Annotated in this window: 19 protein-coding genes and 1 pseudogene; 2 read left to right on the top strand and 18 right to left on the bottom strand. The window is 57.2% G+C overall.

Translation table 11 applies throughout. The features are described from left to right. Positions 1–33 precede the first annotated feature (33 nt). From ACIPZE_RS09790 to ACIPZE_RS09855, 14 genes and pseudogenes are all read right to left on the bottom strand, one after another. Positions 34–105, bottom strand: a pseudogene (locus ACIPZE_RS09790) (peptidoglycan-associated lipoprotein); the annotation flags it as partial. Between the two features lie 52 nt (positions 106–157). Further along, entirely contained in the window at positions 158–1,459 is a 1,302-nt protein-coding gene (gene tolB / locus ACIPZE_RS09795) for a Tol-Pal system beta propeller repeat protein TolB (protein ID WP_129395225.1), read from the bottom strand. Further along, complete coding sequence (tolA, locus tag ACIPZE_RS09800) at positions 1,456–2,520, bottom strand: cell envelope integrity protein TolA (protein ID WP_129395226.1); 1,065 nt, start codon at positions 2,518–2,520, stop codon at positions 1,456–1,458. Before tolA ends, tolB begins: the two co-directional genes overlap by 4 nt. Then, positions 2,520–2,972, bottom strand: coding sequence for a protein TolR (gene tolR / locus ACIPZE_RS09805; RefSeq protein WP_161806672.1), 453 nt, complete (start codon positions 2,970–2,972; stop codon positions 2,520–2,522). The genes tolA and tolR overlap by 1 nt, the downstream gene beginning before the upstream one ends. 23 nt (positions 2,973–2,995) lie before the next feature. Further along, on the bottom strand, positions 2,996–3,691 hold the full coding sequence (tolQ, locus tag ACIPZE_RS09810; protein ID WP_129395227.1) for a protein TolQ: 696 nt from the start codon (positions 3,689–3,691) through the stop codon (positions 2,996–2,998). Next, positions 3,681–4,148, bottom strand: coding sequence for a tol-pal system-associated acyl-CoA thioesterase (gene ybgC, locus ACIPZE_RS09815; RefSeq protein ID WP_064119107.1), 468 nt, complete (start codon positions 4,146–4,148; stop codon positions 3,681–3,683). Before ybgC ends, tolQ begins: the two co-directional genes overlap by 11 nt. A gap of 127 nt (positions 4,149–4,275) precedes the next feature. Continuing rightward, positions 4,276–5,337, bottom strand: coding sequence for a Holliday junction branch migration DNA helicase RuvB (gene ruvB, locus ACIPZE_RS09820; RefSeq protein WP_008080222.1), 1,062 nt, complete (start codon positions 5,335–5,337; stop codon positions 4,276–4,278). After that, the gene (ruvA, locus tag ACIPZE_RS09825) at positions 5,338–5,946 is read right to left on the bottom strand and encodes a Holliday junction branch migration protein RuvA (RefSeq protein ID WP_129395230.1); all 609 of its coding nucleotides are present in this window, start codon (positions 5,944–5,946) and stop codon (positions 5,338–5,340) included. It abuts the gene before it with no gap. Positions 5,947–6,060: 114 nt separating this feature from the next. Further along, complete coding sequence (gene ruvC, locus ACIPZE_RS09830) at positions 6,061–6,588, bottom strand: crossover junction endodeoxyribonuclease RuvC (RefSeq protein ID WP_129395231.1); 528 nt, start codon at positions 6,586–6,588, stop codon at positions 6,061–6,063. 156 nt (positions 6,589–6,744) lie between these two features. After that, positions 6,745–7,491: a YebC/PmpR family DNA-binding transcriptional regulator gene (locus tag ACIPZE_RS09835; protein WP_034153419.1), complete on the bottom strand. Its 747-nt coding sequence runs from the start codon at positions 7,489–7,491 to the stop codon at positions 6,745–6,747. 129 nt (positions 7,492–7,620) lie between these two features. Continuing rightward, positions 7,621–9,396, bottom strand: coding sequence for an aspartate--tRNA ligase (gene aspS, locus ACIPZE_RS09840; RefSeq protein ID WP_129395232.1), 1,776 nt, complete (start codon positions 9,394–9,396; stop codon positions 7,621–7,623). A 99-nt stretch (positions 9,397–9,495) separates the two neighbouring features. Next, positions 9,496–9,717, bottom strand: coding sequence for an FmdB family zinc ribbon protein (locus tag ACIPZE_RS09845; protein WP_007912741.1), 222 nt, complete (start codon positions 9,715–9,717; stop codon positions 9,496–9,498). A gap of 129 nt (positions 9,718–9,846) precedes the next feature. Further along, positions 9,847–10,182 carry a ribbon-helix-helix domain-containing protein gene (locus ACIPZE_RS09850; RefSeq protein WP_283439248.1) on the bottom strand — a complete coding sequence of 112 codons (336 nt, stop codon included), beginning with the start codon at positions 10,180–10,182 and terminating at the stop codon, positions 9,847–9,849. 188 nt (positions 10,183–10,370) lie between these two features. Beyond that, the gene (locus tag ACIPZE_RS09855; protein ID WP_129395234.1) at positions 10,371–10,841 is read right to left on the bottom strand and encodes a Dps family protein; all 471 of its coding nucleotides are present in this window, start codon (positions 10,839–10,841) and stop codon (positions 10,371–10,373) included. 313 nt (positions 10,842–11,154) lie between these two features. On the opposite strand from ACIPZE_RS09855, the gene ACIPZE_RS09860 reads away from it, so the two are divergent. Further along, entirely contained in the window at positions 11,155–11,757 is a 603-nt protein-coding gene (locus ACIPZE_RS09860; protein WP_400772637.1) for a cold shock domain-containing protein membrane protein, read from the top strand. A gap of 67 nt (positions 11,758–11,824) precedes the next feature. On the opposite strand, the gene ACIPZE_RS09865 is transcribed toward ACIPZE_RS09860, so the two are convergent. Together ACIPZE_RS09865 and ACIPZE_RS09870 are read right to left on the bottom strand one after the other, a co-directional pair. Next, on the bottom strand, positions 11,825–12,031 hold the full coding sequence (locus ACIPZE_RS09865; protein WP_283439250.1) for a SlyX family protein: 207 nt from the start codon (positions 12,029–12,031) through the stop codon (positions 11,825–11,827). A gap of 3 nt (positions 12,032–12,034) precedes the next feature. Beyond that, complete coding sequence (locus ACIPZE_RS09870) at positions 12,035–12,460, bottom strand: HIT domain-containing protein (protein ID WP_283439486.1); 426 nt, start codon at positions 12,458–12,460, stop codon at positions 12,035–12,037. 896 nt (positions 12,461–13,356) lie between these two features. On the opposite strand from ACIPZE_RS09870, the gene ACIPZE_RS09875 reads away from it, so the two are divergent. Beyond that, complete coding sequence (locus ACIPZE_RS09875; protein WP_283439251.1) at positions 13,357–14,706, top strand: OprD family porin; 1,350 nt, start codon at positions 13,357–13,359, stop codon at positions 14,704–14,706. A gap of 118 nt (positions 14,707–14,824) precedes the next feature. Here the strand turns inward: ACIPZE_RS09875 and ACIPZE_RS09880 are convergent, their stop codons facing one another. Beyond that, the gene (locus ACIPZE_RS09880) at positions 14,825–15,667 is read right to left on the bottom strand and encodes a mechanosensitive ion channel family protein (RefSeq protein WP_064391795.1); all 843 of its coding nucleotides are present in this window, start codon (positions 15,665–15,667) and stop codon (positions 14,825–14,827) included. 152 nt (positions 15,668–15,819) lie between these two features. Further along, complete coding sequence (locus tag ACIPZE_RS09885; protein WP_042560649.1) at positions 15,820–16,305, bottom strand: YajQ family cyclic di-GMP-binding protein; 486 nt, start codon at positions 16,303–16,305, stop codon at positions 15,820–15,822. Positions 16,306–16,410 lie beyond the last annotated feature (105 nt).

Below are 16,410 nucleotides of genomic sequence, written 5' to 3' on the forward strand. Positions count from 1 at the left end.
AACAGCGCCTACACCGGCGTTGTCGCCGCCTTAGGAGGAGCAACCTACAGCTACAGCCATGGCCAGAGCCAGCGCAGCAAATTAACCAAACTTCAGCATTTCCATCGTGAAACTCCTAATGAACCCCAGTGTGTTAAGTAAAACGTGTAGCGCCCGCTCACTTCAGGTAAGGGGACCAGGACGGTTCTCTGACTTCGCCTTGAGCGGTAGGAAGCGGGAGCCTAACGCGTCCATTAATGGACACGAGCATCAAGACTCCCCGGCCCTGCTGGCGGGTGGCGTAGATTACCATGGTGCCGTTGGGCGCAACAGTGGGTGACTCGTCCAGAGTGCTATCAGTGAGGATCTTTACACTCCCTCGCTGCAAATCCTGGGCCGCCACCTTGAAATTGGTGAAGCCATCCTGGCGATGGATCATCACCAGAGTCTTTTCATCCGCCGACAGTTTCGGGTTGGCGTTGTAGTTACCGATAAAGGTCACTCGCTCCGCACCGCCGCCACTGGCGCTGGTTTTGTAGATCTGTGGCTTGCCGCCGCGGTCCGAGGTGAAGTAGATGGTCGAACCATCCTTGCCCCAGTACGGTTCGGTGTTGATGCCAGGGCCTGCGGTCACACGGGTGATCTGGCGCGAAGCCAGGTTCATCACGTAAATGTCCGGGTTACCGTCTTTCGACAGCACGAACGCCAGGCGATCACCGTTCGGCGACCACGCGGGTGCACCGTTCAGGCCTTCGAAGTTGGTGATCTGCTCACGGCGACCGGTGTCGATGTTCTGCATGAAGATGCGCGGACGCTTCTGCTCGAACGACACGTAGGCGATGCGCTTGCCATCCGGTGCAAAACGCGGCGACAGGATCGGCTCACGCGATTGCAGCAGAGTCACTGCGCGGGCGCCGTCGTAGTCCGAGCGTTGCAGGGTGTAACGGGTGTTCTTCTCGGAGAAGCGTTCAGCCGTCACGTACAGCAGGCGAGTCGAAAACGCACCTTCGATACCGGTCAGCTTCTGGAACGACTGGTCGGAGATGAAGTGCGCCATGTCGCGCAACTGCTCCGGGGTACCGGAAACACTGCCATCAGCCACTTTCTGTTCGGTGGCAACGTTGAACAGTGCCCATTGCACCTGCAGGCGGCCGCCGGCAGGGGCAATGCTGCCCACCATGATGAACTGAGCATTCACCGCCTTCCAGTCACGGAAGATGATTTCGCTCGGCTGGCTTGGCTGGCTGATCATGTTCTGCTTTGGAATCGGCGCGTAATAACCCGAGTTACGCAAATCGTTACCAATGATTTCAGCCATGTCGTCCGGCAGCACCGAACCGCCCTGGACACCAAATGGCACTACGGCAATTGGAGTCGCCTGGGAGCTGCCACTGCTGACCAGGATATTTTTTTCATCCGCTGTAGCCAGGCCTGCAAAGCAGACCATGACGACAAGCAGTCCTCGAAGAAGGTTTCTCACAAGGCTAGATCCTCAGGTGTGAATGTCATCTTGAATGAACGATAGGGAGCGAAATCAGCTGGCTTCAAACCCTGCATTTCGGTCAATCGACCAATGTTTTTTACTGCCGCGACCGCAGAACTGTCGAAAGGCACGTCACCGCTGGAATGAGCCACCGAAACACCGGAGATCGTTCCGTCAGGCAGCATGTTGATCTGCAGGATCACCTTCATGCCCTTGCGGGCCGATGGCGGCTGCGCCCAACCTTCCGATGCCCGTGAACGAATCAGATCATCGAAGTTACCTGCGGTTTCATCACCCACTTCATCCGCCAGAGCCTGCTGACGCTCGGTCTTGTCGGAAAGCAAATCGGCCAGTGCCTGCGCCTTCTTCTCTTCGACAGACTTGCGCGCTGCATCCTGCGATTTCTTCTTCGCAGCATCGGCAGCAGCTTTCTTCTTGGCGTCCTCGGCGATTTTCTTTTTCGCCTCGTCAGCCTCAGCTTTCTTCTTGGCGTCTTCGGCGGCTTTCTTCTTCGCGTCTTCGACGATTTTCTTCTTGGCTTCTTCAGCGGCCTCTTTCTTGGCCTCTTCTTTAGCCTCTTCTTCGGCTTTCTTCTTGGCTATATCAGCCAATTGTTTCTCTTCGGCCTTCTTGGCTTCGGCTTTCTTCGCGTCGTCGGCTTTTTTGGCGTCATCGGCCTTTTTCGCTTCGTCCGCTTTCTTGGCCTCATCGGCCTTCTTGGCTTCCTCGGCCTTTTGAGCCGCTTCTTCTTTCTTTTGTTCCGCAGCTTTCACCGCTTCCTGCTCGACCTTTTTCTGTTCCATCTGCTCGACTTCGGTCTGGCGCGCGGCGGATTTCTTCGCCTCACCCGCAATCTTCTGATTGGTCTGGGTGGTTGCCTGACTTTTCGATTTCAGTTGGTACAGGGTCGCCTGGACAATCGGCTTGGCCGGCGGCAGCTCCGGTGTGAAGGCGAAACTGACGAACAGCATGCCGAAGACCAGCACGTGCAAGACAATCGCCCAGACACTAGGCCAGAAGAAGCTTTCCGAGGCGGACGGCTCTCTCTGTTGCTGCATCAGGGGGCCTCGGTGATCAGACCAACGTTACCGACGCCGGCTTTCTGCAACCCGCCCATGGCGCCCATGACCGAACCGTAGTCGACGGTCTTGTCACCACGGATAAAGACCTGGGTACGCTTGCCGCCTTCGGTGCCGGCGCGAATGATCTTGGTCACCGCATCAGTCATCTGTGGCAGGGTCATGGCCCTGTCCTGTTGCTTCTCGGTGTCGACTTCGCTGCCAAGGTTCCAGTAATAGGTCTTGTCAGCCTTGATCGAAATGGTCAGGACCTGGGTGTTGTTGTCCTGCGGCAAGGCTTCGCTGGAAACCTTGGGCAGATCAACTTTCACGCCCTGATTGAGCATCGGCGCGGTCACCATGAAAATGACCAGCAGTACCAGCATCACGTCGATGTAAGGCACTACGTTCATTTCGGCGACCGGCTTGCGCTTTTTGCGAGCTCGAGCGATTAAAGCCATTGGAAAATACCTGCTTATTCTTCGCTGGTGTGCACTTTGCGGTGCAGGATCGCCTGGAATTCATCGGCGAAGGTGTAGTAGCGGCTCAGCAAGGTTTCGCTGCGAGCGGCGAAACGGTTGTAAGCGATTACTGCAGGGATTGCAGCGAACAGGCCGATCGCGGTGGCGATCAGGGCTTCGGCGATACCCGGGGCGACAGTCGCCAGGGTCGCTTGCTGGGCGCTGGCCAGACCGCGGAAGGAGTTCATGATGCCCCACACGGTACCGAACAGACCGATGTACGGGCTGACCGAACCGACAGTGGCGAGGAACGGCAGGCTCTGCTCCAGTTTCTCTTCTTCGCGCGAGATGGCTACGCGCATGGCCCGGGCCACACCTTCCATCACCGCCTCAGGATCGACGCCTGGCTGCTGACGCAGACGCGAGAATTCCTTGAAACCGGCACGGAAGATTTGCTCCACGCCCGAATCCGGATCCGGGTTGCTGCCCGCCTGACGGTACAACTTGGACAGGTCGATACCCGACCAGAAGCGCTCTTCGAAGCTCTCCAGGGCGCGTCGACCGGCACGCAGCAGATTGCTGCGCTGAAAGATCATGATCCATGAGGTCACCGATGCGGCCACCAGGGTCAACATTACCAACTGCACCACGATGCTGGCATTGCTGACCAGGCTCCACATGGAGGAATGGTCGACGACGTTAGCTTCCACGCTTTATCTCCTGCTTTGAGTGTGTACCCGGGCCGACCGCGTCGGCGAAGGCCGCACGCAAGTCTTCGGGAAGGGCCCGGGGTTTCAAACTGTTAGTGCGCACACAGGCCACCAAAAACTGCCCTTCACAGAGCAGCACATTATCCGTAGCCCGCCTGACCTGCTGTTTAAAGCGCAGGCTGGCACGGTTCAATTCGATTACTTCAGCGCTTACCAGCAGTTCGTCGTCCAGTCGCGCCGGCGCGTGATAGCGCGCTTCGCTGGAATGCACGACAAACAACAGATCCTCCCCCGCCAACTGCGATTGGGCAAAGCCCAGTTCACGCAGCCGCTCGGTTCGAGCCCGTTCCATAAACTTGAGGTAATTAACGTAATACACGATGCCGCCCGCATCGGTGTCCTCGTAATAAACGCGACAACGATGTGCGAACGGCTCAAGCCCGTTTTGCGCGCGCATACTCTAGTGCTTACTCCTCAGGTTGCCAATCCGGCCAGGCAACTGTTTTTCATGGTTTCAGGGCTTTACTGCAAAAGTACCGTCGTCTGACAGTACAAACCCTGAATAAATCGCCAAAAAATGTGTATCAATCGTCCACGGCATCGAGAAACTCGTCTACCACGGGCATCTCACCCATTCGTGACGGAATGTTTAATCCGAAATGCAGGTAGGCATGTCGCGTCACCACCCTGCCCCGTGGCGTGCGCATGATGTAACCCTGCTGGATCAGGTACGGCTCCAGCACGTCTTCAATGGTGTGACGCTCTTCGCTGATCGCCGCCGCCAGGCTGTCGATACCGACCGGCCCGCCGTCAAACTTTTCGATCATGGTCAGCAGCAAACGGCGGTCCTGATGATCGAAACCGTGTTCGTCGACATCGAGCAGGTTCAACGCCAGATCCGCCACCGCTTTGGTGATATGCCCCTTGGCGCGGACTTCGGCGAAATCGCGTACCCGCCGCAACAGACGGTTGGCGATCCGCGGCGTACCACGAGCGCGCCGGGCGATTTCGAAAGAACCTTCAGGATCCAGCGGCAGACCGAGAATCGCTGCCGAACGACTGACAATCGTCGCCAGATCGGCCGTGCTGTAGAACTCAAGACGCTGGACGATACCGAAGCGGTCACGCAACGGATTGGTCAGCATGCCGGCGCGAGTGGTCGCACCAACAAGGGTAAACGGCGGCAGATCAAGCTTGATCGAGCGCGCTGCCGGCCCTTCGCCGATCATGATGTCGAGCTGGAAATCTTCCATCGCCGGGTACAGTACTTCTTCAACGATCGGCGACAGACGATGGATTTCGTCGATGAACAGCACATCGTGCGGTTCAAGGTTGGTCAGCAATGCGGCCAGGTCACCCGGACGTTCAAGCACCGGGCCCGAGGTGCTTTTGATCGACACGCCCATTTCCTGGGCGATGATGTTCGCCAAGGTGGTTTTACCCAACCCCGGCGGGCCGAAGATCAGCGTGTGATCGAGGGACTCATTGCGACCACGGGCGGCCTGGATGAACAGCTCCATCTGCTCGCGCACGGTCGGCTGGCCAATGTAGTCAGCCAGACTGACCGGACGGATGGCCCGGTCCTGGACTTCTTCGCGCTCGCGCGGGCTGTGCGCGGCGGCGATCAGACGATCAGCTTCAATCACTTAAATCATTCCCTTCAGGGCGCGGCGGATCAGGTCTTCACTGCTCAAATTCTTGTCCTTGATGGCGGTAATCGCCTTGCTCGCTTCCTGCGGCTTGTAGCCCAGGGAAATCAGTGCACTGACCGCATCGTTTTCGGCGGTGTTGACCGGCGCAGGGCCGTCTGGCTGATTCGGCACCAAGGCAAACATCGCCGGCGAAGTTTCCCAGGCCTTGAAACGATCTTTCAGTTCGACCAACAGACGCTCGGCGGTTTTCTTGCCAACGCCCGGGACTTTGGTCAGGGCCGACGTGTCCTGGGATTGTACGCAACGGACCAGTTCGTCGACTTCCAGACTCGACATCAGTGCCAGCGCCAGTTTTGGCCCGACACCATTGAGACGGATCAACTCGCGAAAAAAGTCTCGCTCACGCTTGCCGGAAAAACCATAGAGTAATTGCGCATCTTCGCGTACGACCAAATGGGTGTGCAGGGTCAGCGGCTCACCGACCGACGGCAGGCGATAAAGGGTGGTCATGGGCACTTCCAGCTCATACCCGAGGCCGTTTACATCCAGAATCAGGTGCGGCGGCTGTTTCTCAGCCAAGGTGCCGCGCAAGCGTCCAATCACGTTTCAGATCCTTGAGCATTGGCCAGCCGTGGGCTGGCGACTATCAGAGCGAAGGACTCGGGCCGACAACACAGGCGCGCAAGTCCACACTCCGCAAATTTGATGCTGATGCTATCAGAGACGCAGGCGCCCGCCACGACTGCGTGCCGTTCCCAAACCGTGCGGCAGCAGACTCGAGCGGGTATGCGCATGGCAAATGGCGATGGCCAGGGCATCCGAGGCATCGATTTGCGGTTTGGCGGTCAGTTTGAGCATGTGCATGACCATCATCTGCACTTGCTCTTTATTGGCGGCGCCAGTGCCGACCACGGCCTGTTTGACCTGAGTGGCCGTGTACTCGGCGATCTCAAGGCATTCTTCGGCACCGGCGACAATCGCTGCGCCGCGAGCCTGGCCGAGCTTCAGCGCCGAATCGGCGTTTTTCGCCATGAACACCTTTTCGATGCCCATGGTGACCGGGCCATAAGTCTGGATGATCTCGCGTACGCCGCGATAGACGATTTGCAGACGCTCGTGCAGCTCGCCGGCGCCGGTGCGGATACAGCCCGAGGCCACATAGATGCAGCCACCACGCCCGGTATCACGAACAATGCCGTAACCGGTAATGCGCGAACCGGGGTCGATACCAAGAATTAAAGTCATAACGCCTGCAGAAATTGATGCGAAAGCTGAGGGTACAGGTAGGAGCTGCCGAAGGCTGCGATCTTTGTGTTTTTAAAAGATCAAAAGATCGCAGCCTTCGGCAGCTCCTACAGGGGAAGTGTAGAGCCAGCAAAAACTGCGACCTTTGTATTTAGATCAACCGAGCTGAGCGGCCACGTCTTCCGGAATGTCCGCATTGGAATAGACGTTCTGCACGTCATCCAGATCCTCGAGCATGTCGATCAGCTTGAGGACTTTCTCCGCACCTTCCAGATCCAGCTCGGCGCTGGTGGTCGGCTGCATGACGATTTCCGCGTCATCACCCTTGAAACCAGCGGCTTCCAGCGCATTACGCACCGCATAGAAGCTGGTAAACGAGGTGAACACGTCGATCGAACCGTCTTCGTGTGTAACCACGTCATCGGCATCGGCTTCCAGCGCCGCTTCGGTCAGTGCGTCTTCATCGACGCCCGGCGCGAAGCTGATCTGGCCCTTGCGTTCGAACAGGTACGCCACCGAACCGTCGGTGCCGAGGTTGCCGCCGCACTTGCTGAACGCATGGCGCACGGCTGCGGCGGTACGGTTGCGGTTATCGGTCATGCACTCGACCATCACCGCCACACCGCCCGGGCCGTAACCTTCGTAGGTCAGCTCTTCTACGTTGTCCGCTTCGGTGGCACCGGCGCCGCGCGCAACGGCACGGTCGATGATGTCGCGGCTCATGTTCGCGCTCAGCGCCTTGTCCAGGGCCAGGCGCAGACGCGGGTTGGAACCCGGATCACCGCCACCCTGACGGGCCGCAACGGTCAGCTCACGGATCCACTTGGTGAAGATCTTGCCCCTCTTGGCATCCTGACGTTCTTTGCGGTGCTTGATGTTCGCCCACTTGGAATGACCTGCCATAACTCGCTCCGAATTCTCTTTGAAACGTTGCCCGCCCTGCTCATGCAGCGGCCAGCAAACAAAAAAATCTCGACCTGCTCTCTATAGATAGAAAAAAGGCGCATCCGAAGATGCGCCTTCAGGCCCGTCTTACTCAGCCTTTGGCGTTTCGCGCAAACGAATGTGCAGCTCGCGCAATGCCTTGGCATCCACCACACCCGGTGCTTGCGTCATCACGTCGGCAGCACTCTGGGTTTTCGGGAAGGCGATCACTTCACGGATCGACTGGGCGCCGGTCATCAGCATCACCAGACGGTCCAGACCGAAAGCCAGACCACCGTGCGGCGGTGCACCGTACTTCAGCGCGTCGAGCAGGAAGCCGAACTTCTCTTCCTGTTCCGCTTCGTTGATACCCAGCAGACGGAATACCGACTGTTGCATCTCTTTACGGTGGATACGGATCGAACCGCCACCCAGCTCAGTGCCGTTCAGGACCATGTCGTACGCGCGGGACAGAGCGCCAGCCGGGTTGGCTTCGAGCTCTTGCGGCGTGCACTTCGGTGCGGTGAACGGGTGGTGCAGCGCCGAGAAGCTGCCGTCGTCGTTCTCTTCGAACATCGGGAAGTCGACAACCCACATTGGCGCCCACTCGCAGGTCAGCAGCTTGAGGTCGTGACCGAGCTTGATACGCAGCGCGCCCAGAGCTTCGCTGACGATCTTGGCCTTGTCGGCGCCGAAGAACACGATGTCGCCGTCAACTGCACCCACGCGATCGAGGATGGCGTTGAGGTTTTCCAGCGGAATGTTCTTCACGATCGGCGATTGCAGACCGTCAACACCGGCAGCACGCTCGTTGACCTTGATGTACGCCAGGCCCTTGGCACCGTAGATGCCGACGAACTTGGTGTAATCGTCGATCTGCTTGCGTGGCATGCTCGCTCCGCCTGGAACGCGCAGTGCGGCGATACGGCATTTCGGATCGTTGGCCGGGCCGCTGAAGACTTTGAAATCGACTTCTTTCAGTTGATCGGCAACGTCGACCAGTTCCAGCGGGTTACGCAGGTCTGGCTTGTCGGAACCGTAGCGGCGCATGGCTTCTTCGAAAGTCATGTGCGGGAAATCGCCGAATTCCAGACCCAGCACTTCCTTGAACAGGTTGCGGATCATTTGCTCGGTCAGGCCCATGATCTCTTTTTCATCGAGGAAACTGGTCTCGATGTCGATCTGGGTGAATTCCGGCTGACGGTCAGCGCGCAGGTCTTCGTCGCGGAAGCACTTGGCGATCTGGTAGTAACGGTCGAAGCCGGCGACCATCAGCAGTTGCTTGAACAGCTGCGGCGATTGCGGCAGGGCGAAGAACGAACCAGCGTGAGTACGGCTCGGCACCAGATAGTCACGCGCACCTTCAGGGGTGGCACGGGTCAGGATCGGTGTTTCTACGTCGAGGAAGCCGTTCTCGTCGAGGAAGCGACGGATGCTGGTGGTCATGCGCGAACGCAGACGCAGCTTCTCGGCCATTTCCGGACGACGCAGGTCGAGGAAGCGATAACGCAGACGGGTTTCTTCGCCGACGTCGGAGAACTCGTTCAACGGGAACGGCGGGGTTTCCGACTCGTTCAGCACTTCCAGCTCGTAGCCCAGTACTTCGATCATGCCCGACGCCATGTTGGCGTTGGTCGCGCCGGCCGGACGCAGACGCACTTTACCGGTGATCTTCACCACGTATTCGCTGCGCACGCGGTCGGCAGCAGCGAAGCTTTCGGCGCGATCCGGATCGAAAACCACCTGAGCGAGACCGTCACGATCACGGATATCGAGGAAAATCACCCCGCCGTGGTCGCGACGACGGTGAACCCATCCGCAAAGGGTAATTTCCTGACCTTCCAGGCTTTCGTTCAGTTGGCCGCAATAGTGGCTGCGCATCATGGTAGTGGTTCGCTTCTCGTAATTCGAAATTCGGTGGAGATCCCGTTGCGTTCAAACAAAACGGAAACTCGCGCGTGTCGTTAGACCTGGGTTTGAACCCTAGTCAGATTTGTCGCCACCGGCCAGATTCTTCTTGGCGCCGGTCTTGAAATCAGTCTCGTACCAACCACCGCCACTGAGGCGAAAGCCGGGCATGGACAGCTGTTTCTTGAGCTCTGGTGCCTGGCAGGCAGGGCAGTCGACCAGCGGTGCCTCGCTGATCTTTTGAATGGCTTCCAACTGATGACCACAGGAAGCGCATTGGTAATCGTACATCGGCATGGGTGTGTCTCGGCGATCAGATTGCCACCGCGCGCAGGGCTTTGCGGCGAAAGGGCGGGATTATATCCATTAAATGCGGCCTGTGCAGCCGGAAGACTGCACAGGCGGCAACGTCATTTCAACTGCCCGTCACAGCGCGATGGCCTGCGGGACTTCCTTGAGACCATTCATCACGCAGACCACCCGCACCAGACCGCTGAAGTTTTTTACCCCGCCGTGGCGCAAGTGCACTTGCCGATCCACATGGGACAGCAACGTACTGATCGAACAACCGCAATCCTCGGCCATGCGCCCGAGAATGTTCCAGTAGACCTGTTCGAGCCGCAGGCAAGTCGCAAAACCATTCAGGCGCACGGACCTGGACAACGGCTGAATCAATGCAATATCGAACTCGCTGACCAGCGGATCGACCCTTCCTTCCTGTCGCGAACCGAAGTTTTCGGTTTGCCTGTCTCCATCGACCATATCGCTGACACTCCTTTGCCATCGCTGCTTTTTATAAAGACAACATCCTGTGCCTTCATAAAAGCGCAGACGCAAAGTTATATCCAGATGACTAATTGCCCATCTGCGTAGGATAAGCCGACATCAAAAGTAAGACTTTGGAAGCTCGCGGGTATTGGCCTGCTATAAATACCCGCGCCTGGCGCGGATTACCCTTCCAGCAGCGCTCGCAGCATCCACGCGGTTTTCTCGTGCACCTGCATGCGCTGGGTCAGCAGGTCGGCGGTAGGTTCGTCACTGACTTTGTCGAGCAACGGAAAGATGCCACGCGCAGTACGCGTCACTGCTTCCTGGCCGGCAACCAGTTGCTTGATCATGTCTTCGGCGCTCGGTACACCCTCCTCCTCCTTGATAGAAGAAAGACGTGCATAGGTCGCGTAAGCGCCCGGCGCCGGAAACCCCAGCGCCCGGATACGTTCGGCGATCAAGTCCACGGCCAGCGCCAGTTCGTTGTATTGCTCTTCGAACATCAGGTGCAGCGTACGGAACATCGGACCGGTGACATTCCAGTGGAAGTTATGGGTTTTCAGATACAGCACATAGGTGTCCGACAGCAGACGGGACAGCCCTTCGACGATGGACTTGCGATCTTCTTCACTGATACCGATATCGATTGCCATGTTTACCCCCTAACGGCGATTGAATTCATCCAGCAGGTGCCAACCCACTCTAGCAAGCCTGTCGCCACCCCGCAGCCCTGATCGGCCACCCGCGCTGCGACAAAATCGCTCATCCGGCTGCCGCTGGCCGGGCTGATTTGAGTAGCTGCAGGCTTTGCTGTTAAATAGGCAGTGTGTCGCCATGCCCCATTTTCCGGGGCGTCGCGCATAGGCTGATGCCGTGTACGTGCCTACCGCCTCTTATTTTTGTTCCGAAGCGAACCGTGCGCCTTCAGCTCTTCCTTGTGAGCCGTCATAACGTGAGCCAATCAAAATGTTGAAAATCGTCCACCTGTTAATGGGCGCAGCGGCATTGCTGCTGTCGTTCATACCCAGCTTGAAATCTGAAGCCGTTCCCTACCTGCAACAACCCGATGCACTTTACCTGGCCTTTTTCGGCCTGCTGAACCTGGTCATCGCTCCAGTGATTCCTTACTGGAACAAAGGCCCGCGCCAGCATCTGCAAAATCTGGTCAGCGCACTTCTGGTGCTGACTGTCGTCCTGCAAACCTTGACCCTGATCGCCCCGATGCCTGTCATCGCCGGCCAGCCAGCTGTGCTGTTCAGCCTGGTGATTGCGCTGATTGCCGTCGTTCTGCACCTGGCTGTCAGCTTCTACAAATCGTCACCTGCCGCCGCGCCAACCAGCTATGACATGAGCAATCGCGATACCGGCACCGTCAAGTGGTTCAACACCTCCAAAGGCTTCGGCTTTATCTCCCGGGATTCCGGCGATGATATTTTCGTGCACTTTCGCGCCATCCGTGGTGAAGGCCACCGCGTTCTGGTCGAAGGCCAGCGCGTGGAATTCTCGGTGATGAACCGGGACAAGGGCCTGCAAGCCGAGGACGTGATCGCCGCATTGCCGCGTCGCTGATCCAAGGCATAAAAAAACCGCGAGCAGCCTGGCTGTTCGCGGTTTTTTTACGCCTGAAGAAAAGGACTCAATAGTGCGGTGGCGGCGCATCTTCCTCGAAAGAGCCGAACTGGCCGACCATTTCTTCCTGACGCTTGAGCAACGCAGCCATTTGTAACCGCAGACGCTCGACCACGCGCTGCTGGGCGACTAGCACGTCGTTCAACGCCTGAATAGTGTCGTCCTGAAAGGCCAGACGGCTTTCCAGATCGTTAACGCGCTCTTCCAGGCTCATGCCTCAGCCCTCCACAAAGATAAAATGCTCGCTCAGGACCAGACGCAACTGTTCGCGAATGGCAGCAACCTGCTCGGCACTATACGGTTTGGCCGCAAGCTTGCCCCACACCGGCGCTGGCCAGGCCGCGTCATCGCGTTTGCGCACGATCACGTGCATGTGCAACTGACTGACGACGTTACCCAGGGTCGCGACATTCATTTTGTCAGCATCGAATAAATCCTTGAGCAACTCGGCCAGCGCCGTGGTTTCTTGCCACAGTTGCTGCTGGTCGGCGACATCCAACTGAAACAACTCGCTGATATCGTCGCGACGAGGCACAAGGATGAACCAGGGGTAGTTGGCATCGTTGGACAGCAGCAGGCGACTGAGCGGGAAATCGCCGATGACCAGCGTGTCCTGTTGAAGTCGTGGATCTAAAGCAAACACTGCGCGCACTCCCGGCTGATCTACAGAATTCAGCTTAGCGGCCATCCCTATCGACGGCGCGCCAAGCGACAGGACGGCAGCATACCTGCGAATGCCGCAGCCTTCACGGTCGCAGTGCCGAGATCTTGCGCTGTCGCTGCCCCGAGATGTGACATTTATGCACCACGCGCACCACCACGGAACCAGCAGCGCCTGAAAGACCGAAGAAATGACCGAAATTGCTGCTCTCGTTCCATTTGCTGTGCCGCGCCAACTGTATGAATACTGAACATCTGTAAAATTTTTTGCACCAAAACCGTACAGCGCGACTACGCTCACTGCGTCAGGCATCCGCCGAATACTCACTGGCGGGGTGAACCGGTAACGTTTTTGGTTGTCACGCGCGATTTCCGGTGTGGCAACACCATCGCAAGAATCGCGTCAAGCCCTGATAAAAAGGGGCTTGGCGCCCAGTATTCATGCGGTTTTTACAGGCACAGGCGGGTGTTCGAAAAAATAACCGCAAGAGAAACGCGGTTTGTGCACGCTTGTTGCATTCGTACCCATATGGACTATAAGCGCACCACTGGAAGTGGATGCCTTAAGCCCCATAAGAACAGTGGCAGGGTTGCCCGATGGAGATTCAAGTGTTTTGCCAGGGACTCTTTTTTACCGATGCAAAAAGGCCCAGAAACAGCGATAAAGTTGTCAGTCCGGCTGCATTGGTACTGTGAATTTGCGACATCCACAACGCCGTTTGCGACACCGTCGTAAAGAAGCTGAAAGGTTGGATTAGCAAGTATCGCCAACATTGTCGGCGTGATATAAGTTTGCGCCGACACAAAAAGAAAGAGCCGCCCAGATAATAAAACAGGTGGGACGGCAGTACTCTTCTAAAACCAAAGGAGCAAATCACGATGCGCGTGATGAAGTGGAGCATGATCGCACTGGCAGTTGCAGCAGCAGCCAGTACTCAGTTGGCTACGGCCGCTGCGTTTGTAAGTGACCAGTCAGAAGCCAAAGGTTTTGTTGACGACGCGAAACTCACCGAGACGTTGAAGAACTACTACTTCAACCGCGACAACAAGAACGGCGGCCGCGACCAGAAAGACTGGACCCAGGGTTTCCTTGGTAACTTCACCTCCGGTTACACCCAAGGTACTGTGGGTGTAGGTATCGATGCATACGGTTACCTGGCGTTGAAACTGGACGGTGGTGACGGTACTTCCGGTTCGGGCAACATGAGCCGCAGCGACACCGTCAACCCTAACAACGGCGCTCGCGACGTTAACGACAGCCAGGGCAAAGCCGGCGCTTCGATCAAGTTCCGCGTTTCCAAAACCGAGCTAAAATTCGGCGACATGCAGCCTAGCACTGCTCCAGTGTTCGCTGTCGGCGGCTCCCGCATCCTTCCGCAAACTGCCACTGGCTTCCAGTTGCAGAGCAGCGAAGTCAAAGACCTCGACCTCGAAGCCGGTCACTTCTACTCGGCGAGCAGCCAGGACAAAAACGCCAGTGATGGCGGCCTGTACGCGAACTACGCTGGCGTAGAATCGAAGACTATCGACTACTTCGGCGGCAAGTACGGCATCACCGAAAACCTGAGCGCATCGCTCTACGGCGCCAAGCTGGAAGACATCTGGAACCAGTACTACGCCAACGTGAACCTCACCACGCCTTTCAGTGGTGACACCTCGCTGAACACCGACTTCAACATCTACCGCACCACCGACACCGGTGACAAGCTGGCGGGTGAAATCAGCAACACTGCCTTCTCCCTGGCAACAGCGCTGTCGTTCCTGAAGGCACACACCTTCACCCTGGCCTTCCAGAAGGTCAACGGCGACACTCCGTTCGACTACATCGGTGTGGGCAAGAACAACCGTGGTGGCGACTCGATCTTCCTCGCCAACTCCATCCAGTACTCTGACTTCAACGGTCCTGGCGAGAAATCGGTTCAAGCCCGTTACGACCTGAAAATGGCTGAGTACGGCGTTCCAGGCCTGAGCTTCATGGTTCGTTACGTTAAAGGTTGGGACATCGACGGTACCAGCACTCCAGCTGGCAGCCCTTACACCGGCCTGTACGGTGAAGATGGCAAACACCACGAAACCAACTTTGAAGCCAAGTACGTTGTTCAGACTGGCCCGGCTAAAGACCTGTCCTTCCGCATTCGTCAAGCCTGGCACACTGCCAACGCTGACCAGGGCGAAGGCGACGTCAAAGAGTTCCGCCTGATCACCGAATACCCACTGAACATCTTGTAATTGTCAGTGGTTAGTTTCGAAGCATAAAAAAAGGCCCATCTTGCGATGGGCCTTTTTTATTGCCTGTCACTTCAGTTAATTGCCTGACCGAGAAGTCAGGCAATTAATTAGCAACCTATCATTGTGTTGCCGATTCCTGCACCACGCGAATCACGCGTTGCGGAAAAGGAATATCAATGCCGGCAGTCTTTAAACGATCACGCGATTGTTCGTTAAACATGAACATCACATCCCAATAATCTGCGGTTTTAACCCACACACGCAGGGAAACAGTGATCGAACTGTCACCCAAAGTCGAAATGACCGCCTGGGGTGCCGGGTCCTGCAATACGCGATCATCCTTGGCCAGATCCAGCAGCACCTGACGGGCCTTCTGCAGATCAGCTTCGTAATCGACACCGACATCGAACACAACCTTGCGGGTTGGCTGACGGTTGGTGTTGGTGATGATCCCGTTCGACAGATTGCCGTTCGGCACGATGATGGTCTTGTTGTCGCCGGTACGCAGCACGGTGTGGAAAATCTGGATGCTGTCGACCGTCCCCGAGACACCTTGCGCTTCGATCCAGTCACCGATACGGAACGGACGGAACAGCAGAATCAGCACGCCGCCAGCGAAGTTCGCCAGGCTGCCTTGCAACGCCAGACCGATGGCCAGACCGGCAGCACCGATGGCTGCCACGAACGAGGTGGTTTCAACACCGATCATCGACGCGACGCTGACAATCAGCAGCACCTTGAGAATGATGTTGGCCAGGCTGCTGATAAAACCTTGCAGCGCCAGATCGGCGTTGCGCAGGGCCAGCAGACCGCCGAGCTTTTGCGTGACCTTGTTGATCAGCCACCAGCCGATGGCCAGGGTGATCACCGCCAGCAGCACGCGGCTGCCGTATTCCATGATCATCGGGATCCACGCCTGGGACGCCTTGACCAGGTTGTCTACCTCAGCATTCAAATCCATGTTCTATCTCCTGATTTCCGGCTTTCCGGGGTGTATTCAAAACAAATGTGGGAGCGAGCCTGCTCGCGAAAGCGGTGGGTCATTCAGCCAATGAGTTGACTGACACATCGCTTTCGCGAGCAAGCTCGCTCCCACAGGTCATCTGACCGAGCTTAGTCGCGGAAGTTGTTGAACTGCAGAGGCATGCCGAATTCCTTGGCACGCAGTGCCGCGATGGCCTCTTGCAAGTCATCACGCTTCTTGCCGGTGACACGGACCTGCTCGCCCTGAATGGCAGCCTGGACTTTGAGCTTGGCGTCCTTGATGTGGCCGACGATCTTCTTCGCCAGCTCTTTGTCGATACCTTCCTTGAGCACGGCGTCCTGCTTCATCAACTTGCCCGATGCGTACTCGTCCTTGACCTCAAGGCACTGCACGTCGATCTTGCGCTTGACCAGTGCCAGCTTGAGGATTTCGATCATCGCTTCCAGCTGGAACCCGGCTTCAGCGGTCAGGCTGACGGTGAGGTCTTTTTCCTTGAACTCGAAGCTGCCTTTGCCTTTCAGGTCATAACGGCGATCGAGTTCCTTCACGGCGTTCTCGACCGCGTTGGTGAGTTCGTGTTTGTCCAGTTCGGATACCACGTCGAACGACGGCATGTAATCTCTCCAATAAAAAGGCGCGCTCGATGAGGATGGAGCGCGCTTGGCTTGCGGTTAAAATCGGGCTCATTATAACGGGTCTTTTCCTGACGACACGGCGCG

The organism is Pseudomonas sp. NPDC089741, from assembly GCF_044748825.1.
Classification (GTDB): Bacteria; Pseudomonadota; Gammaproteobacteria; order Pseudomonadales; family Pseudomonadaceae; genus Aquipseudomonas; species Aquipseudomonas helmanticensis.